This window comes from Variovorax sp. OV700 (assembly GCF_900099805.1).
In the GTDB taxonomy this organism is placed as follows: domain Bacteria; phylum Pseudomonadota; class Gammaproteobacteria; order Burkholderiales; family Burkholderiaceae_C; genus Variovorax.
Genome location: NZ_FNDR01000003.1, coordinates 335,751 through 353,095, shown reverse-complemented (window position 1 = coordinate 353,095; position 17,345 = coordinate 335,751). Strand labels below are relative to the sequence as shown.

The 17,345-nt window shown below is 65.7% G+C and carries 18 protein-coding genes and 3 tRNA genes; 7 read left to right on the top strand and 14 right to left on the bottom strand.

The genetic code is table 11. The features are described 5' to 3' along the window. Positions 1 to 9 precede the first annotated feature (9 nt). Positions 10 to 1,302, bottom strand: coding sequence for a 4-aminobutyrate--2-oxoglutarate transaminase (gene gabT, locus BLR24_RS08700; protein WP_093015681.1), 1,293 nt, complete (start codon positions 1,300 to 1,302; stop codon positions 10 to 12). Positions 1,303 to 1,462: 160 nt separating this feature from the next. On the opposite strand from gabT, the gene BLR24_RS08695 reads away from it, so the two are divergent. Further along, positions 1,463 to 2,875 (top strand): aminotransferase-like domain-containing protein, encoded by a 1,413-nt coding sequence (locus BLR24_RS08695; protein ID WP_093015678.1) that lies wholly within the window; start codon positions 1,463 to 1,465, stop codon positions 2,873 to 2,875. Between the two features lie 80 nt (positions 2,876 to 2,955). Here the strand turns inward: BLR24_RS08695 and BLR24_RS08690 are convergent. The 9 genes from BLR24_RS08690 to folC all read right to left on the bottom strand — a co-directional run bounded on the left by BLR24_RS08690 (position 2,956) and on the right by folC (position 10,237). Beyond that, positions 2,956 to 3,032: transfer RNA gene (locus tag BLR24_RS08690), tRNA-Asp, on the bottom strand. Positions 3,033 to 3,101: 69 nt separating this feature from the next. Next, a tRNA-Glu gene (locus tag BLR24_RS08685) sits at positions 3,102 to 3,177 on the bottom strand. Positions 3,178 to 3,228: 51 nt separating this feature from the next. Continuing rightward, positions 3,229 to 3,304: transfer RNA gene (locus BLR24_RS08680), tRNA-Ala, on the bottom strand. A gap of 36 nt (positions 3,305 to 3,340) precedes the next feature. Then, positions 3,341 to 4,729 carry a glutamate--tRNA ligase gene (gene gltX, locus BLR24_RS08675; RefSeq protein WP_093015675.1) on the bottom strand — a complete coding sequence of 463 codons (1,389 nt, stop codon included), beginning with the start codon at positions 4,727 to 4,729 and terminating at the stop codon, positions 3,341 to 3,343. An 8-nt stretch (positions 4,730 to 4,737) separates the two neighbouring features. Beyond that, positions 4,738 to 5,961, bottom strand: coding sequence for an O-succinylhomoserine sulfhydrylase (locus tag BLR24_RS08670; protein ID WP_093015672.1), 1,224 nt, complete (start codon positions 5,959 to 5,961; stop codon positions 4,738 to 4,740). An 8-nt stretch (positions 5,962 to 5,969) separates the two neighbouring features. Then, positions 5,970 to 7,472 carry an amidophosphoribosyltransferase gene (gene purF / locus BLR24_RS08665; RefSeq protein ID WP_055803300.1) on the bottom strand — a complete coding sequence of 501 codons (1,503 nt, stop codon included), beginning with the start codon at positions 7,470 to 7,472 and terminating at the stop codon, positions 5,970 to 5,972. 12 nt (positions 7,473 to 7,484) lie between these two features. Further along, positions 7,485 to 7,970, bottom strand: a complete 486-nt coding sequence (locus BLR24_RS08660; RefSeq protein ID WP_093015669.1) for a CvpA family protein — start codon at positions 7,968 to 7,970, stop codon at positions 7,485 to 7,487. An 18-nt stretch (positions 7,971 to 7,988) separates the two neighbouring features. Further along, entirely contained in the window at positions 7,989 to 8,867 is an 879-nt protein-coding gene (locus BLR24_RS08655; protein WP_093015666.1) for an SPOR domain-containing protein, read from the bottom strand. Between the two features lie 62 nt (positions 8,868 to 8,929). Next, positions 8,930 to 10,237: a bifunctional tetrahydrofolate synthase/dihydrofolate synthase gene (gene folC, locus BLR24_RS08650; protein WP_093015664.1), complete on the bottom strand. Its 1,308-nt coding sequence runs from the start codon at positions 10,235 to 10,237 to the stop codon at positions 8,930 to 8,932. Positions 10,238 to 10,294: 57 nt separating this feature from the next. On the opposite strand from folC, the gene BLR24_RS08645 reads away from it, so the two are divergent. The 4 genes from BLR24_RS08645 (at position 10,295) to argG (ending at position 13,121) form a co-directional block, all read left to right on the top strand. Next, positions 10,295 to 10,651 (top strand): ArsC family reductase, encoded by a 357-nt coding sequence (locus BLR24_RS08645; RefSeq protein WP_093015660.1) that lies wholly within the window; start codon positions 10,295 to 10,297, stop codon positions 10,649 to 10,651. A 57-nt stretch (positions 10,652 to 10,708) separates the two neighbouring features. Continuing rightward, complete coding sequence (locus tag BLR24_RS08640) at positions 10,709 to 11,299, top strand: hypothetical protein (RefSeq protein WP_093015657.1); 591 nt, start codon at positions 10,709 to 10,711, stop codon at positions 11,297 to 11,299. Positions 11,300 to 11,433: 134 nt separating this feature from the next. Continuing rightward, the gene (locus BLR24_RS08635; protein ID WP_093015655.1) at positions 11,434 to 11,760 is read left to right on the top strand and encodes a pyrimidine/purine nucleoside phosphorylase; all 327 of its coding nucleotides are present in this window, start codon (positions 11,434 to 11,436) and stop codon (positions 11,758 to 11,760) included. A gap of 20 nt (positions 11,761 to 11,780) precedes the next feature. Beyond that, positions 11,781 to 13,121 carry an argininosuccinate synthase gene (argG, locus tag BLR24_RS08630; RefSeq protein WP_093015652.1) on the top strand — a complete coding sequence of 447 codons (1,341 nt, stop codon included), beginning with the start codon at positions 11,781 to 11,783 and terminating at the stop codon, positions 13,119 to 13,121. A gap of 74 nt (positions 13,122 to 13,195) precedes the next feature. Here the strand turns inward: argG and BLR24_RS30655 are convergent, their stop codons facing one another. Continuing rightward, positions 13,196 to 14,041, bottom strand: a complete 846-nt coding sequence (locus BLR24_RS30655; protein WP_093015649.1) for a glycine-rich domain-containing protein — start codon at positions 14,039 to 14,041, stop codon at positions 13,196 to 13,198. Beyond that, the gene (gene murB, locus BLR24_RS08620; protein ID WP_093015646.1) at positions 14,041 to 15,093 is read right to left on the bottom strand and encodes a UDP-N-acetylmuramate dehydrogenase; all 1,053 of its coding nucleotides are present in this window, start codon (positions 15,091 to 15,093) and stop codon (positions 14,041 to 14,043) included. The genes BLR24_RS30655 and murB overlap by 1 nt, the downstream gene beginning before the upstream one ends. Before the next feature lie 45 nt (positions 15,094 to 15,138). On the opposite strand from murB, the gene BLR24_RS08615 reads away from it, so the two are divergent. Beyond that, positions 15,139 to 15,624 carry a YajQ family cyclic di-GMP-binding protein gene (locus tag BLR24_RS08615; RefSeq protein ID WP_015866547.1) on the top strand — a complete coding sequence of 162 codons (486 nt, stop codon included), beginning with the start codon at positions 15,139 to 15,141 and terminating at the stop codon, positions 15,622 to 15,624. A gap of 7 nt (positions 15,625 to 15,631) precedes the next feature. Then, positions 15,632 to 16,273 carry a retropepsin-like aspartic protease family protein gene (locus tag BLR24_RS08610; protein WP_093015643.1) on the top strand — a complete coding sequence of 214 codons (642 nt, stop codon included), beginning with the start codon at positions 15,632 to 15,634 and terminating at the stop codon, positions 16,271 to 16,273. 10 nt (positions 16,274 to 16,283) lie between these two features. Here the strand turns inward: BLR24_RS08610 and BLR24_RS08605 are convergent, their stop codons facing one another. Next, complete coding sequence (locus BLR24_RS08605; RefSeq protein ID WP_093015640.1) at positions 16,284 to 16,637, bottom strand: RidA family protein; 354 nt, start codon at positions 16,635 to 16,637, stop codon at positions 16,284 to 16,286. Positions 16,638 to 16,650: 13 nt separating this feature from the next. Continuing rightward, positions 16,651 to 17,286 carry a glycerol-3-phosphate 1-O-acyltransferase PlsY gene (gene plsY / locus BLR24_RS08600; RefSeq protein WP_093015637.1) on the bottom strand — a complete coding sequence of 212 codons (636 nt, stop codon included), beginning with the start codon at positions 17,284 to 17,286 and terminating at the stop codon, positions 16,651 to 16,653. Positions 17,287 to 17,345: the final 59 nt, after the last annotated feature.

Genomic DNA, 17,345 nt, shown 5'->3' with positions numbered 1-17,345 from the left:
AGGGACCGTTCAGCGCAGCGCGGCGAAGCTGTCCGCGAGAAGCGCCAGGCCTTCGTCCACAAGCAAGTCGGATGCCGTCAGCGGCACCAGCACGCGAATTACATTGCCGTAGGTGCCGCATGACAGCAGGATTAACCCGCGCCGCGCGGCTTCCGCCACTACTTTGCGGGTCAGCGCGGCATCGGGGCGCGCGGAATCGCCCTCTTCGAACAGCTCGATGGCCACCATGGCGCCGAGCCCGCGCACGTCGCCAATGGCGGGCTCGCCGGCCGCGATGCGGCGCAGACCGGCCGTGAGCCGTTCGCCCAGCGCCCGGCTGCGCGCCAGCAACTGCTCATCGTCGAACACCTTGAGCACCGCCAGCGCCGCGGCGCAGCCGATGGGGCTGCCGGCGTAAGTGCCGCCCAGGCCGCCGGGCGCGGGAGCGTCCATCACCTCGGCGCGGCCAACCACGCCGGAAATAGGAAAGCCGCCCGCCATCGACTTGGCGGTGGTGATCAAGTCTGGCGCCACCGGCCATTGCTCGCTGGCAAACCAGGTGCCCGTGCGGCCGGCCCCGGTCTGCACTTCGTCGGCAATGATGAGGATGCCGTGGCGGTCCGCCAGCGCGCGCAGGCCTTCCACGAAATCGTTAGGCGCCACGTAGAAACCGCCCTCCCCCTGCACCGGCTCCAGGATGAACGCCGCCACGCGTTCGGGTTCGATGTCGTTCTTGAACAAGAGCTCGACCGAAGCCAAGGCGTCGTCCACGCTGACGCCGTGCAGCGCATTCGGGTAGAGCGCATGGAACACCTCGCCCGGAAACGGGCCGAAACCGACCTTGTAGGGTGCGACCTTTCCGGTCAGGCCCAGCGTCATCATCGTGCGGCCGTGGTAACCACCCGTAAAGGCGATGACACCTGGCCGGCGCGTGTAGGCGCGGGCGATCTTCACCGCGTTCTCGACCGCCTCGGCGCCGGTGCTCAGGAAGATCGATTTCTTGGCAAACTCGCCGGGCGCCAGCGCATTCAGGCGCTCCGCAAGCTCCACGTAGGGTTCGTAGGCCAGCACCTGGAAACACGTGTGCGAATACAGATCGACCTGCGCCTTGACCGCGGCGCTGATCTCCGGATGACAGTGGCCGGTGTTGAGCACCGCAATGCCGCCGGCAAAGTCGATGTAGCGGCGGCCCTCGACGTCCCAGACCTCGGCATTGGCGGCGCGGCTGACGAAAATTTCATGGGCCTGGCCCACACCGCGTGCCACTGCCGCGCTGCGGCGGGCCATGAGGGCGGCGTTGCTGAGATGGGGTTCGCGCTGCATGGATTCGACCTGTGCCTGAATGAAGAAGCAGGCACTTTAGGTTTCAGCTCCGGCTGCAGCCATGTACAAGGGATGCGATGATTTTGAGGACTGTGCTGGTCTTGTATCCTGTACATACTTTCCTCAATATGGTGCAGATCGGCCTGCCGGGATTCTCGCGATGCTCATTCTTCACCCCGAACAGCCGACTCCGCTCGTGAGTCAGATCGTGGAGGGACTGCGCGGGCTGATCGGCGCCCAGAAACTCCGGCCCGACAGCAAACTGCCCTCCATTCGGGCCTTTGCCGCGGCCCATGGCGTCAGCGTGTTCACGGTGGTGGAGGCCTACGATCGGCTGGTTGCGCAAGGCCTTCTGGTGTCGCGGGCCAACGCGGGCTTCTTCGTCAAGCGGCGAAGCGACGACAACCCCGCCGGCAGCGGGTCCAAGGCGCCCCAGCCCGACCCGCGCTTCGATGCGCGCTGGTACCTCAGGCAGATCTTCGAGAACCGCAACCTGCCCCTCAAGCCGGGCTGCGGATGGCTGCCGCACGACTGGTTGTTCGAAGACGGCATGCGCCGCAGCCTGCGCAGCCTGGCGGCCGGCGGCACCGACATCGGCGGTTACGGTCTGCCCTTCGGGCACATGGCCCTGCGCATGGCGGTGGCCGATTCGCTCGTCGAACGGCAGATCGCGGTCGAGGCGGGCCAGGTGCTGCTCACCCAGGGCTCGAGCCAAGCGCTCGACCTGGTGGCGCGCCAGTTGCTGAAGCCCGGCGACGAGGTGCTGGTGGACGACCCCGGCTATCCCAACCTGATGTTCATGCTCCGCTTTCTGGGCGTGCACATCATTGGTGTGCCGCGCACGCCCACCGGCTATGACCTGCCCGCGCTGGAGGCGCTGCTGGCGCTGCACCGGCCCAAAGCCTTTTTCACGCAGCCGCGGCTGCAGAGCCCCACGTGCTCGCTGGCGTCGATGCCGCAGCTCGTGCGCCTGCTCCAGCTTGCGCAGGAGCATCAGTTCGCGCTGGTCGAGAACGACATCTACGCCGACATGGACGCCTCTTCGCGGCCCTCGCTGGCAAGCCTCAGCCAATTGCGCCAAGTGGTCTATGTCGGCAGCTTTTCCAAGACCATCTCACCGAACCTGCGAGTCGGCTATGTGGTGGCGCAGCCCGAACTGATGGAAGACCTGGCCCAGCTGAAGATGGTGTCGGGGCTTACCTCTTCGGACATCACCGAACGGCTGGTGTTCGGCGCCGTGACCGACGGGCGCTGGCGCAAGCACCTGAAGTCTCTGCGCGAGCGGCTCGCGCAAGCGCATTCGAACGTGGCAAGGCGATTGGAAGCCCAGGGCTTCGAGATTTTTCACGAGCCCGCGGCGGGCCTGTACCTGTGGGCGCGCCATCCGGACATCACCGATGCCGCGGATCTGTCGCGGCTCGCCGCCATGGAGGGCATCATGCTCGGCCCGGGTCAGTTGTTTTTGGTGATCCCGCGCCCCACGGGGTGGCTGCGCTTCAACGTGGCCTTCAGCGAGGACGAGCGCCTTTGGCAGTTCCTCGCGCGCAGCATCGAGGAGCGTAAAGGGGAATGAGCGAGTGAGGCAGGGCTCGAATGCGAGCCCGAAAAGACAAAAGGGTTAGCAGACGTTAATCTGCTAACCCTTGTCGGAACTGGCGGAGTGGACGGGACTCGAACCCGCGACCCCCGGCGTGACAGGCCGGTATTCTAACCAACTGAACTACCACTCCTGGTAGACAACGTTCACTCCTTGCGGAGCCAAGTGCTGACGACTTGTGCCTGCTTCACTTGCGCGAAACTGGCGACCCTACGGGGATTCGAACCCCGGTAGCCACCGTGAAAGGGTGGTGTCCTAGGCCTCTAGACGATAGGGTCAAAACCTTAGGAACCGTGCTGCGATCAGCACTTATCTTCTCGACACTTTGATGGTGGAGGTAAACGGGATCGAACCGATGACCTCTTGCATGCCATGCAAGCGCTCTCCCAGCTGAGCTATACCCCCGTGTGGGTGTCGAGCCTCAAATTATAGCCTGAAAAATCAGGCCCTTTTCAAACGCTCGATGACTTTTTCGCGAGAAAAAATTGCGAGCACTGAATCGAGGGATGGTGTCTGCGCAGTTCCCATCACGAGGACGCGAACCGGCATGGCCAACACAGGCATTTTCACAGAATGTGCGGCCAAAACTTCCTTGATGCCTGCAGCAATCGAAGTTTTTTCCCAGCTCACGCTCGCGAGCTTTTCGGCCAGCGTGGCGATGACGGGCTTCACCGCGTCGGTGATGTGCTGCGCGCGATCGGCTTCGCTCACGGTCACGTCGGCATAGAACGCCGCAGCCCAGTCGGCGAGTGCGACCGTGGTCTCGCAGCGGTCCTTGAAGAGCGCGCAGATCGCGGGCAGTCGTTCGTCGGCGGTGAGGCCGCGCTTCTGCAGTTGCGCTGCCACGAGCGGTGCGAGTTCATCGTCGGCCTTGGCCTTGATGTATTGCGCATTCACCCACGACAGCTTGGCGGCGTCCCACTGGGCGGGGCTCTTCGACAGGTGCGACCCATCGAACCAGCTCACCATCTGCTCGCGCGTGAAGAGCTCGTCGTCGCCATGGCTCCAGCCGAGGCGCGCAAGATAGTTGAGCATGGCTTCGGGCAGGTAGCCGTTCTCTTCATAGGCGGTGACGCTCACGGCGCCGCGGCGTTTGGAGAGCTTCTGGCCGTCGTCGCCAAGGATCACCGGCACATGGCCGAACGCAGGCAACGGCGCGCCAAGCGCGCGAAAGATGTTGATCTGCCACGGCGTGTTGTTGATGTGCTCGTCGCCGCGGAACACGTGCGTGATGTTCATGTCCCAGTCGTCGACCACCACCGCGAAGTTGTAGGTGGGCACACCGTCAGGCCGCAGGATGATGAGGTCATCGATCTCGCGGTTGTTGATGGTGATCTCGCCCTTGACGAGGTCGTTCCACGTCACGTCGCCTTCGGGCGGATTGCAGAAGCGCACCACCGGCGGCACGCCTTCGGGCACGGGCGGCAGCACCTTGCCGGGCTCGGGGCGCCAGCGGCGGTCATACAAGGTCTTTTCGCCGCGGGCGCGCTGCGCTTCGCGCATTTCGTCGAGCTCGGCCGGCGTGCAGTAGCAGTGGTAGGCCGTGCCGGCCGCAAGCATTTGCGCAATGACTTCGCGGTAGCGCTCCAGGCGCTGCATCTGGTAGATCGGGCCTTCGTCGTAGTCGAGGCCGAGCCAGTGCATCGACGCAAGAATCTGGTCGGTCGAGTCCTGCGTGGAGCGGGCCACGTCGGTGTCCTCGATGCGCAGCACGAACTCTCCGCCATGGTGGCGCGCATAGGCCCACGAGTAGAGCGCGGTGCGGGCCGTGCCCAGGTGAAGAAAGCCGGTGGGAGACGGAGCGATGCGGGTGCGAACTTTGCCGGTCATTGGATCGATCAGAATTTCAGGGTGCCAAGGCCGCGAAGCAAGTCGGCCTTGATGTCGTCGATGTACTCGAGACCGACCGCGACGCGAATGAGCCCCTGGCCGATGCCGGCGGCCTGGCGCTGCATTTCGGTCAGGCGGCCGTGCGACGTGGTGCCGGGGTGCGTGATGATGGTCTTGGTGTCGCCCAGGTTGGTGGCAATGCTCACCACGCGCGTGCTGTTGATCACGTGGAAGGCATTGGCACGCGCCGTCTCGGGATCGTTGCCGACCACGTCGAACGACACCACCGCCCCGCCCTGCCCCGACTGTTGGCGCATGGCCAGGTCGTGCTGCGCGTGCGAGGCAAGGCCCGGGTAGTAGACGCGTGCAATGCCGGGCTGCGTTTCGAGCCACTGGGCCACGGCCAGCGCATTGGCGCACTGCGCCTGCATGCGGATGCCGAGCGTTTCCAAGCCCTTGAGCACCACCCATGCATTGAACGGCGACAGCGCCATGCCGGCGGTGCGCACGATCGGGCCGAATACGTCGACGATGAGCTTCGACGGGCCGCAGATCGCGCCGGCCATCACGCGGCCCTGGCCGTCGAGGTACTTGGTGCCGGAATGGATGATGAGGTCGGCGCCGAGTTCGGCCGGGCGCTGCAGCGCGGGGGTGCAAAAGCAGTTGTCGACCGCGAGCAGCGCGCCTGCGCCGTGCGCCAGGTCGGCCAACGCGCGGATGTCGCACACCTCGGTCAGCGGATTGGTCGGCGTTTCGGCGAACAGGAGTTTGGTGTTGGGCTTCACGGCCGCACGCCATTCGGCCACGTCGGTCTGCGAGACAAAAGTGGTCTCGACGCCGAACTTGGCAAACTCCTTGCCGAACAGGTTCAGCGTGGAGCCGAACACCGAGCGCGAGCAGATCACGTGGTCACCCGCCCTCAGCAGGCCCATGCACATCATGAGGATCGCGCCCATGCCGGTGGAGGCGCCGATGGCGGCCTCGGTACCTTCCATCGCCGCAAGGCGCTGCTCGAAGCTGGTGACCGTGGGGTTGGAAGTGCGCGAGTAGGTAAAGCCCGCTTCGGTGCCGGCAAAGCGGCGCGCCGATGTTTCGGCATCGGGCTGCACGAATCCGCTGGTCAGGAACAGCGCTTCGGAGTGCTCGCCATGCTGGCTCGGCGCCAGGCCGGTGCGCAGCGCGAGCGTGTCGCGATGCAGTCCGGGCGGGAGGGTTCGTTCGTCGGCAGTCAATTCAGCTCTCACTCGCTGTGATTGGGAAGCGCGAGGCGCGAAGAATCTTCTTCGGTCTCTTCGATGCGGGGACGGTTGCCGTTCATGCGCGAGATCGCTTCGGTGTCGATGTCGCCAGTCACGTACACGCCGTCGAAGCAGGAGGCGTCGAAGCCGTCGAGCTTGGGGTTGAGCGAACCGATGGCGCGCTTCATGGCGTCCACATCCTGGTAGATCAGCGCGTCGCAACCGATCAGCTCGCGGATCTGCTCGATGGTGCGGTCGTGCGCCACCAGTTCGTCCTTGGTGGGCATGTCGATGCCGTAAACGTTCGGGTAGCGCACCGGAGGCGCGGCGCTGGCGAGGTAGACCTTGCGCGCGCCGGCATCGCGTGCCATCTGCACGATTTCGCGGCTGGTGGTGCCACGTACGATGGAGTCGTCGACCAGGAGCACGTTGCGGCCCTTGAACTCGCTGGCAATCACGTTGAGCTTCTGGCGCACCGACTTCTTGCGCACGCCCTGCCCCGGCATGATGAAGGTGCGGCCCACGTAGCGGTTCTTCACGAAGCCTTCGCGGTACGGCACACCCAGCAGGTGCGCGAGCTGCGTGGCGCTCGGGCGGCTCGATTCGGGAATCGGGATGATCACGTCGATCTGGTTTGGCGGCACAGTAGACACCACGCGCTTGGCCAGCGTCTCGCCCAGGTTCAGGCGCGCCTGGTACACCGAGATGCCGTCGAGCACCGAGTCCGGACGCGCCAGGTACACGAATTCGAAGATGCAGGGGTTCAGCGTGGGCGCCTCGGCGCATTGCATGGAATGCACGTTGCCCTGCAGGTCGATGAACACGGCTTCGCCCGGCGCGATGTTGCGCTCGAACACATGGCCCGAACCTTCGAGCGCCACCGATTCGCTGGCCACCATGACGGTGCCGTCAGCGCTGCGGCCCATCGACAGCGGACGGATGCCGTACGGATCGCGGAAGGCCAGGAGGCCGTGGCCGGCAATCAGCGACACCACGGCATACGAGCCGCGCAGGCGCTTGTGCATGTTCTTGACCGCGGCAAACACCTCGGCCGGATTCAGCGGCACACCGCGCGATGCGCCCTCGAGTTCGTGCGCGAGCACGTTGAGCAGCACCTCGGAGTCGCTCTCGGTGTTGGTGTGGCGATGGTCGGTGGAGAACAGCTCCGAACGCAGCGCATGTGCGTTTGTCAGGTTGCCGTTGTGCACCAGCACGATGCCGAAGGGCGCGTTGACGTAGAAGGGCTGAGCCTCTTCCTCGCTGTAGGCGTTGCCCGCCGTCGGGTAGCGCACCTGGCCCAGGCCCACGCTGCCCGGCAGCCCGCGCATGTTGCGCGTGCGGAACACGTCGCGCACCATGCCCTTGGCCTTGTGCATGAAGAACTTGCGTTCGAGCAGGGTGACGATGCCGGCCGCGTCCTGGCCGCGATGCTGCAGCAGCAGCAAGGCGTCATAGAGCAGCTGATTGACGGGTGCGTTGCTGACAACGCCGACGATTCCACACATGAACGATTCCTCTCAGGGCAGGTAGCTTGCCAACTTTTCAGGCAGCGCGGGTTTCAGGCCCTGCAATGCCGCATCGAGAACAATGGCGCTGCGCGATTCGTGCCACCAGGCACTGTCGCTCAACGCCAGCAAATGAACAATGACCGCCAGCACGAGCAGGGCAACCGCACCCCGCGCCGCTCCAAAGGCCCCACCCAATAGCCGGTCCACCGGCCTGAGGCCGACAGCCGCAATCAACTTTCGCGTCAGCGCCGCCACCAGGCCCACGCCGAACGCCACCGCCACGAACACCAGCACGAAGGCCAGCGGATAGCGCCAGGTGGCCTGCGGGTCGCCAAACGGCAGCCATGCCGCCACACCCGACGCCAGCCACTGGGCGGCAATGAATGCAGCCACCCAACCCGCCAGCGAAATCACTTCGAACACCAGGCCTCGCCAGAGGCCGAACAGCATCGACACGACGATGAGCGCGACGGCGATCCAATCGAGCAGGGCCACGGCAACGGGCGATGGCTACTACAACGTGAGGATGGCGGCCGACAAAGACAAGCCCTTGACCTTCTCCGCGGCCTTGTCCGCCTCGGCGCGCGAGCTGAACGGACCGACACGCACACGCGTGCGCTGTTCGCCGTCGGACGTCTTGGCCACGTTCACATAGGTCTTGAGGCCCGCCTTCTCGAGCTTCTGCCGCACTTCGCGGGCCTTGTCGGCATCGGCGAAGGCACCGACCTGCACCACGAAGCGGCCGCCATCTTCGGCGGCGGGCTTGGTGGTGCTGGTGTTGGAAGGCTTGCCTTCGAGCAAGGCGCGCGCGCGGTTGCCGTCCTCGGCCGCAGCCGGCTTGGGCGCTGCGGGCTTGGGTTCGGGCTTGGCTTCCGCCTTGGGCTCCGGCTTTGGCTTCGGCTCGGGCTTGGGTTCGGGTTTGTGTTCCGGCTTCGGCTCGGGCTTGCGTTCCGGCTTGGCTTCAGCGGTGGGCCGCGTCTCGGCCGGAGGGGTGCTGGCGGCCGGCTTGCCGGGTGTGATCTCGGTGCCGTCGGCGGTTTCGGTGATCATGCCGCCGCTCGATGCCGAAGGGGGTGCCGCCGCCACGCGGGCGCCGCTGTCGACTGCGCCAGTCGTAGGCGCGGCGGGTGCCGGCGTTGCAGGCACTGGCAATGGCTTGACCTTGTTGCGGTCGGGAATCTCGATGGGAATGTCGACCGAGACCGGACGCGGCTGGGTGTCGAACAACAACGGAAATCCGATGACGCCAAGCAGCACCAGAACGGCCGCGCCCACCAACCGGTGCCGCGCGCGGCGGCGCATGGTTTCGACACTTTCCGCGGGGACGGCAGCTGGTGCGCTGCGTCCTTCGTTGCCTTGCGGGCCGCGCGTGCGGAACTTGAAAAACGCCATGAAGTTCGATCCCTGAAGGAGTGCAGCGAGGTGGGTGCCAGATGGTGCGGACGGCCCGGCGATCAGCCGCCGGGCAGCAGGTGTTTGGCTTGCAGCCGGGGAGTGCCGTGCTCCAGCACGCCACCCACGGTGAAGAACGATCCGAAGACCACGATTCTATCAGCGGGGTCCGCGTGCTCGATGGCCGCGCGGAGCGCTTCCATCGGTCCCGCATGCGTGCTGCCGGAGGCATCGGCGCGCGTGTTTTGCGCCTGCCAGCTCGCGAGCAGATCGCTCGCCTTGGCGGCGCGCGGCGTCGGCAGATCGGTGAAGTACCAGCGGTCGATCATCGGGCCGATGCGCGCAAGGATCGGGGCCAGGTCCTTGTCGGCCATGACACCGAACACGCCGTGCGTGGTGGGGTAGAAGCCCATCGCGTCGAGGTTCTCGGCCAGCGCCGCGACCGCATGGGCGTTGTGCGCCACGTCGAGCACCAGCGCGGGTTCGCCCGGGATGATCTGGAAGCGGCCGGGCAACTCGACCATGGCAAGCCCCGTGCGCACGGCCTGCGCGGTGATCGGCAGTTGCGGCCGCAGCGCTTCGAGCGCCGCAAGCACGCCCGCGGCATTGAGCAGCTGGTTGGCGCCGCGCAGCGCCGGATACGCCAGACCGCTGTAGCGCCGGCCGCGGCCCGACCAGCCCCACTGCTGCTTGTCGCCCGAGACATTGAAGTCGTGGCCGAAGCGCCAGAGGTCGGCGCCGATGGCCGCCGCGTGGTCGATCACGCTTTGCGGCGGCATCGGGTCGCTCACGATGGCGGGCTTGCCCGGGCGCAGGATGCCGGCCTTCTCGAAGCCGATGCTTTCGCGGTCGGGTCCGAGGTAGTCCATGTGGTCGAGGTCGATGCTGGTGATGACCGCGCAATCGGTGTCGATGATGTTGACCGCGTCGAGCCGGCCGCCGAGCCCGACCTCGAGAATGGCCACGTCCGGCTTTTCTTCGATCATGCAGCGCAGGATGCCGAGGGTGGTGAACTCGAAGTACGTCAGCGGCATGTCGCCCCGGGCCACTTCCACCGCCTCGAAGTTTGCTATTAATTTTGAAGCATCGACCGCTTCGCCCGCCAGTCGCAGCCGTTCCTCGAAGCGCACCAGGTGCGGCGACGTGAAGACCGCCGTGCGGTAGCCGGCATGCCGGAGGATCGATTCGAGCATGGCGCAGGTCGAGCCCTTGCCGTTGGTGCCGGCCACGGTGATGACCGGGCAGTCGAAGCGCAGGCCCATGCGGGCGGCCATCTCTTTGGCGCGCTCGAGGCCGAGCTCGATGTTCTTCGGATGGAGTTGCTCGGCGCGTGCGAGCCAGTCGTTAAGGGTTTCCATGGAGGCCGGCATTGTCGCCGACCCGGAATGCGCCCGGCGCCCCGCGTTTTATCGGCATCATTGGCGACCATGACAACCCTCTACGGAATACCCAACTGCGACACCGTCAAGCGCGCCCGCACCTGGCTCGACGAACACGGCGTTGCCTACACCTTCCATGATTTCAAGAAGCAGGGGGTGCCCGAGGCCGAGCTCGACCACTGGCTGAAAAAGCCGGGCTGGGAGGCTTTGGTCAACCGACGCGGCACCACCTGGCGCAAGCTCGACGAAGCCACCCGCAACGCGGTGGTCGATGCCGCTTCCGCCCGCGCCGCATTGCTGGCCAACCCTAGCCTCATCAAGCGGCCGGTGGTCAACTGGGGGGCCAAAACCGGCGTTACGACAGGGTTCGACGCCGACGCCTGGGCTGCTGTGAACGCCGTGTAAACCCCGGAACCCGTCTCGCCGGCCGGCCTCCAACCCCAATCTGCAGGAGAGAACATCATGAACAGACAAGTGTTTCGCGCCCTCACGGGCCTTTCCGTGGCCGGCCTGCTGACGGCGGGCGCCGCCGGCGTAGTCCAGGCCCAGGAGGCATGGGCGAGGGTGATTTCCGCCACCCCCGTCTACGAGACCACCGGCAGCAGCCCGAGCTACAACGTGACCTACGAGTACGGAGGCCGCCAATACACCACGCGCATGAACAGCCGGCCGGGCGCAACCATCCCGATCCAGGCCAGCGCCTATGGCGTGACGACGGCGCCGGTCGCGCCCCAGCCCCAGTTGCAGCCTTATCCGGCCGAAGCCGACAACGGCCAGCAGCAGTACCAATACCAGCAACCCCCGCAATACGCGCAACCGGGCGGATCGGCATGGGATAGCGTGGTGCCCGAGCCCGGCGTGGTGGTCTCGAACGCGCCGCCGGCACCGGTCTATGCGCAGCCGGCGCCGGTGTACCCGGCCCCCATCTACGCGCAGCCGACCTACGTCTACCCGCAACCCTACGTCTATCCGCCGGTCGGCATTTCGCTGAACCTGGGGTACTCCAGGGGCTGGAGCGGCTATCGCGGATACGGCTACCGCCACTGGCGCTGAACTGCGCGATACGGCAGTCGGGCTGGCAATGTCGGCCAAGCCCTAAAATCGAGGACTTTTCCAACCCCCAAGGGGTGCGCCGCCGCGGTGGCGCGTCCTCGACAAGCCGACCGCGCATGCGCCGGCGCCATCCAATGACGACGACTACCGACACTCTCAACAGCGCCGCAGTGGCGACCAAGGCCAACGTGTATTTCGACGGCAAGTGCGTGAGCCACAGCCTCACGCTCGCCGACGGCACGAAAAAATCAGTCGGCGTGATCCTTCCGTCCACCCTGACCTTCAAGACCGGCGCGCCCGAGATCATGGAAGGCACGTCCGGCAGCTGCGAATACCAGCTCGAAGGCACCACCGAGTGGATCGCCGCGGGCCCTGGCCAGAAGTTCAACGTGCCGGGCAATTCAAGCTTTCAGATCCGGGTGACCGGCGAGCCCTACAGCTACATCTGCCACTTCGGCTGAACCGCGAACCGGACACCCACATGTCGACCATTCTTCAAAACGTTCCCGCCGGCCAGAAGGTCGGCATTGCCTTTTCGGGCGGCCTGGACACGAGCGCCGCGCTGCACTGGATGAAGCTGAAGGGCGCGATCCCTTACGCCTACACCGCCAACCTCGGCCAACCCGACGAGCCCGACTACGACGAGATTCCCCGCAAGGCGATGCTCTACGGCGCCGAGAACGCGCGCCTGATCGATTGCCGCGCGCAGCTCGCCAACGAAGGCATTGCCGCGCTGCAGGCCGGCGCCTTCCACGTCACCACCGCCGGCGTCACCTACTTCAACACCACGCCGCTCGGCCGCGCGGTGACCGGCACCATGCTGGTGTCGGCCATGAAGGAAGACGACGTTCACATCTGGGGCGACGGCAGCACCTACAAGGGCAACGACATCGAGCGCTTCTACCGCTACGGCCTGCTCACCAACCCTGCCCTCAAGATCTACAAGCCCTGGCTCGACCAGCTGTTCATCGACGAGCTCGGCGGCCGCGCCGAGATGTCGGCCTTCATGACCAAGGCCGGCTTCGGCTACAAGATGTCGGCCGAGAAGGCCTACAGCACCGACTCCAACATGCTCGGCGCCACGCACGAGGCCAAGGACCTGGAGAACCTCGACAGCGGCATGCAGATCGTGCAGCCGATCATGGGCGTCGCGTTCTGGAAGGACGAGGTCGAGGTCAAGCGCGAAACGGTCAGCGTGCGCTTCGAGGAAGGCCGCCCCGTCGCACTGAATGGCGTGGAGTACGCGAACCTTGTCGACCTGATCCTGGAAGCCAACCGCATCGGCGGGCGCCACGGCCTGGGCATGAGCGACCAGATCGAGAACCGCATCATCGAAGCCAAGAGCCGCGGCATCTACGAGGCACCCGGCCTCGCGCTGCTGTTCATCGCCTATGAGCGCCTGGTGACCGGCATCCACAACGAAGACACGATCGAGCAGTACCGCGACAACGGCCGCAAGCTCGGCCGCCTGCTCTACCAGGGCCGCTGGTTCGACCCGCAGGCCATCATGCTGCGCGAGACGGCCCAGCGCTGGGTGGCGCGCGCCATCACCGGCGAAGTGACCGTCGAGCTGCGCCGCGGCAATGACTACTCGATTCTCAACACCGTCTCGCCCAACCTCACGTACCAGCCCGAGCGCCTGAGCATGGAAAAGGTTGCCGGCGCGTTCACGCCGCTGGACCGCATTGGCCAGCTCACGATGCGCAACCTCGACATCGTCGACACGCGCGAGAAGCTTGCGATCTACACCCGTACCGGGCTGCTGTCCCCGGGCCAGGGCACCTCGGTGCCGCGGCTCTCGAACGACGACGAGACCAAGTAAGCCGACACGCTTCTTGCAATGACAACGGGCCCCTCGGGGCCCGTTTTGCATGGTGCGCGGTGCGTGCGTGCCGGTCAGTCGCCACCGCCCCCGCCGCACCCACCACCGCAGCCGCCCCCGTCACCGCCGGAAGAATCCCCTCCTCCGCCGCCGTCACTGCTGCCGCTCGATTCGCTGCCGCCAAAGCCGTTGGCATCGCCCGAGCTGCCACCATCCGATGAGGACGACGAGTCGCCAAAGCTGGTGCCGCAATGGGCGTCGGAGCCGTTGTGCCGGTCGACGGCTTTGCAGTCGGGCACGTAGTCAAAGCCGCCCGGAATGCTGAACTTCACATCGAGCGCAAACAGGAGCGGCAAGCGCGCCGGCGTGCGCGGATCGATGCTTTCTTCCTTGCAGGCCCAGTACCAGCTGCGGCGCAGGCCGTCGTTACGCTTCGGGTCCTTGCCCAGCACTTCGGCAGGGCTGTGGTGCAGCATGCCGCCGAAGGCCGCCTTGCACCAGTTCTGGTAGCCCTGCGTGTGCAGGATGAACTCGTGCCACGCGGTGTCGACCACCTTGGACGGCATGGCGACGAACTTGCGGCCGCTGCGCAGATGGGCCATGAAAAACTGGCGCAAGCCGCGCAGCACCAGTTCGGCGTCGCGCACGCTGAGCCCGGGGTGTGCGGCGCGCAGCTTGCCGATGAGGAAGGGCGGCATGCGCGCCTCGCGGATGAACTGGCGGCGCAGGCTGGATTCCATGAAGCCCAGCGTGGCGGCAAGAAGCCATCCACCCAGGACCAGCGGGACCAGCACAAATCGGCCGCCACTTCGGAAGGTGAAGAACACCGCGACGATGGCGCCCAGCACAATGGCCCGGCGGGCCCAGATCAGGGCAGCAATTCGCCGCCGGTAATTCAAGTGCAGGAAGTCGAGATCCATCAGACGACCACCGGCTCCGGCTCCAGCCGAATGCCGAAGCGCTCGTACACGCTCGTCTGGATGGCCTTGGCCAGCGTCATCACCTCGCCGCCCGTCACAGGGTTTTCGAGCCCGCCCCGGTTCACCAGCACCAGCGCCTGTTTCTCGTAGACGCCGGCATTGCCGACCGACTTGCCCTTCCAGCCGCAGGCGTCGATGAGCCAGCCGGCCGCGAGCTTGATGCTGCCGTCGTCCATCGGGTAATGCACGATCTTGGGGTCACGCGCAATGATGTCGGCGCACTGCTCCGGCGTGACGGTCGGGTTCTTGAAGAAGCTGCCGGCATTGCCGAGCACCCGCCAGTCGGGCAGCTTGGCACGGCGAATGGCAACGATCCAGTCGAACACGTCGGTGGCGCTGGGCGTGAAGTTGCCGGCCTCCTCCATCTTGCGTTCCAGGTCGAGGTAGCCCACCACGGCCTTCCAGGGCTTGGGCAGGCGAAAGCGCACGCGGGTGATCAGCGCCCGGCCCGAGAGCCCGAAATCATTCGGCCCGCTGCGCACGTGCTTGAACACCGAGTCGCGGTAGCCGAAGGCGCATTGCGCGGCGTCCAGCGTGAAGCTGCGCCCGGTGTCCAGGTCGATGGCGTCGAGCGAATCGAAGCGATCTTGCAGTTCGACCCCGTAGGCGCCGATGTTTTGAACCGGCGCACCGCCCACCGTGCCCGGAATGAGCGCCAGGTTCTCGAGCCCCGGGTAGCCGTTTGCGAGCATCCATTGAATGGCGTCGTGCCAGACTTCGCCCGCGCCGGCCTCCACGATCCAGGCGCGCGGAGTCTCTTCGACCAGCCGCAGCCCCTTGATCTCGACCTTCAGCACCAGCGGCTTCACGTCGCCGGTGAGCACGATGTTGCTGCCCCCGCCCAATACGAAACGGGGTGCGTCGCGCCAACGGGGATCGGCCCGCAGCTCGGCCACGTCCCCCTCGCTGGCGATGCGCACCAGGTTCTGCGCGCGCGCGACGATGCCGAAGCTGTTGTACGGCTGCAGCGGGACGTTGTTCTCCACGATCATGGGAGAATTGTCGCATCCAGCACCCGCGATTCCAGGAGGAGCCCAATGCCGTCTTTCGATACCGTCTGCGAACCCAATCTGCCCGAAGTGAAGAACGCGGTCGAAAACACCGCCAAGGAAATCGCAACGCGTTTCGATTTCAAGGGCACGGCCGCCGCCGTCGAGCTCAAGGACAAGGAAATCACCATGATCGGTGACGCCGAGTTCCAGCTTGTGCAAGTGGAAGACATTCTTCGCGCCAAGCTCACCAAGCGCAGCGTCGACGTGCGTTTTCTCGACAAGGGCGACGTGCAGAAGATCGGCGGCGACAAGGTCAAGCAGGTCATCAAGGTCAAGAGCGGCATCGAGTCCGAGCAGGCCAAGAAGATCACCCGCATCATCAAGGACAGCAAGCTCAAGGTGCAGGCCGCCATCCAGGGCGATGCGGTGCGCATCACCGGCGCCAAGCGCGACGACCTGCAGGCGGCCATGGCACTCATCAAGAAAGACGTGCCCGACATGCCGCTGTCGTTCAACAACTTCCGCGACTGAGCTCCGAATGAAATCCCTGGTCGTCGCAGCGCAGCTTCTGGCTGCCGCTGCAGGGGCGCATGCGGCAAGCTCCGTCATGCTGACCGGCACCATCGGCAGCCGCGCGATCCTGATCGTCGACGGCGCGGCGCCCAAGACCGTGGCCATTGGCGAGACCTTCCAGGGCGTCAAGCTCGTGTCGCTGCAGGCCGAGCAGGCGGTGGTCGAGCTCGAGGGCAAGCGCCTCAACCTGCGCATGGACACGCCCGTGAGCATCGGCGGCGGAGGGGGAACGGGCGGCGGCAGCCGCATCGTGCTGCCTGCGGACAGCCGCGGCCATTTCATGACGCAAGGCGCCATCAACGGCCGCCCCGTCACCTTCATGCTCGACACGGGCGCCACGTCGATCGCGTTGTCGGCCGCCGATGCGCAGCGCATCGGGCTGGACTACAGCAAGGGCCAGCGCGTCCAGATGAACACCGCCAACGGCGTGTCGCAGGGCTACAAGCTGCGGCTGCAGTCGGTGCGCGTGGGCGACGTCGAGGTGTACGACATCGACGCCATCGTCTCGCCGCAGCCCATGCCCTTCGTGCTGCTGGGCAACAGCTTCATCAACCGCTTTTCGATGCGCCGGGACGCGGACCAGATGGTCTTGGAAAAGCGGTACTGAACAGCGAGCGTCAGGCCTGCGCGGCCGTGACCACGATTTCGATCTTGTAGGCCGCATTGGCCATCTTGGCCTGCACCGTCGCGCGCGGCGGCGTGTTGCCGGCGGGAATCCACGCATCCCACACTTCGTTCATGGCCGTGATGTCGTTGATGTCGGCCAGAAAGATCTGCGTCATGAGGATGCGCGACTTGTCGCTGCCGGCCTCGGCCAGCAGGCGGTCGACCATGTCCAGCACCTGCGTGGTCTGGCCTCGGATGTCCTGCGTGGTGTCGTCGGGCACCTGGCCCGCGAGGTAGACGGTGCCGTTATGCACGGCCGTTTCAGAGAGGCGCGGGCCGACGTGGAAGCGGGTGATGGATGCCATGGTTTTCTTTCTCTCAAGCTTTTTTCTTGGAGCCGAGCTTCGACTCCGTGCCGGCCGCGAGCCGGCGGATGTTTTCGCGGTGCCGCCAGATCAGCAGCAGGCTCATGATGATGATCGCAATCAGCACCGTGCGGTCGAGCGGCCACGCAATGTTGCCGCCCAGAAGGTAATACGCCGGCGCAAAGAAGGCCGCCACCAGCGACGACAGCGACGAATAGCGGAAGAACACCGCAATGATGAGCCAGGTGGCGCCGGTGGCCAGCCCCAGCCAGGGCGCAATGCCTACCAGCACGCCCGCCGCGGTAGCCACGCCTTTGCCGCCCTGGAAACCGAAGAACACCGGGTACAGATGGCCCAGGAAGGCCGCTAGGCCCGCCAGCGCGGCCACGCCCTCACCCAGCCCCCACTGCGCGCCGAAATGACGAATCAGGAACACCGGCAGCCATCCCTTGAGCGCATCGAGCAGCAAGGTGGCCAGCGCCGCGCCCTTGTTGCCCGAGCGCAGCACGTTGGTTGCACCGGGGTTGCCGCTGCCGTAGCTACGCGGGTCGGCCATGCCGAGCGACTTGCTCACGATGACCGCGAAGGACAGCGAGCCGATCAGGTAGGAGGCCACGATGGCCAGGAGGGAAGGCAAATGAAAGCTCAAGGCGGCGCTCCACGAAGGATGGATGTTCTTATTCGCTGATTCGGACAGAGGGGCATGCC

Bases quoted from the DNA above. Each gene is read 5' to 3' on its own strand.
- gabT (WP_093015681.1), bottom strand. From the start codon at position 1,302: ATGCAGCGCGAACCCCATCTCAGCAACGCCGCCCTCATGGCCCGCCGC.
- BLR24_RS08695 (WP_093015678.1), top strand. From the start codon at position 1,463: ATGCTCATTCTTCACCCCGAACAGCCGACTCCGCTCGTGAGTCAGATC.
- gltX (WP_093015675.1), bottom strand. From the start codon at position 4,729: ATGACCGGCAAAGTTCGCACCCGCATCGCTCCGTCTCCCACCGGCTTT.
- purF (WP_055803300.1), bottom strand. From the start codon at position 7,472: ATGTGTGGAATCGTCGGCGTTGTCAGCAACGCACCCGTCAATCAGCTG.
- BLR24_RS08655 (WP_093015666.1), bottom strand. From the start codon at position 8,867: ATGGCGTTTTTCAAGTTCCGCACGCGCGGCCCGCAAGGCAACGAAGGA.
- folC (WP_093015664.1), bottom strand. From the start codon at position 10,237: ATGCCGGCCTCCATGGAAACCCTTAACGACTGGCTCGCACGCGCCGAG.
- BLR24_RS08645 (WP_093015660.1), top strand. From the start codon at position 10,295: ATGACAACCCTCTACGGAATACCCAACTGCGACACCGTCAAGCGCGCC.
- BLR24_RS08640 (WP_093015657.1), top strand. From the start codon at position 10,709: ATGAACAGACAAGTGTTTCGCGCCCTCACGGGCCTTTCCGTGGCCGGC.
- BLR24_RS08635 (WP_093015655.1), top strand. From the start codon at position 11,434: ATGACGACGACTACCGACACTCTCAACAGCGCCGCAGTGGCGACCAAG.
- argG (WP_093015652.1), top strand. From the start codon at position 11,781: ATGTCGACCATTCTTCAAAACGTTCCCGCCGGCCAGAAGGTCGGCATT.
- BLR24_RS30655 (WP_093015649.1), bottom strand. From the start codon at position 14,041: ATGGATCTCGACTTCCTGCACTTGAATTACCGGCGGCGAATTGCTGCC.
- murB (WP_093015646.1), bottom strand. From the start codon at position 15,093: ATGATCGTGGAGAACAACGTCCCGCTGCAGCCGTACAACAGCTTCGGC.
- BLR24_RS08615 (WP_015866547.1), top strand. From the start codon at position 15,139: ATGCCGTCTTTCGATACCGTCTGCGAACCCAATCTGCCCGAAGTGAAG.
- BLR24_RS08610 (WP_093015643.1), top strand. From the start codon at position 15,632: ATGAAATCCCTGGTCGTCGCAGCGCAGCTTCTGGCTGCCGCTGCAGGG.
- BLR24_RS08605 (WP_093015640.1), bottom strand. From the start codon at position 16,637: ATGGCATCCATCACCCGCTTCCACGTCGGCCCGCGCCTCTCTGAAACG.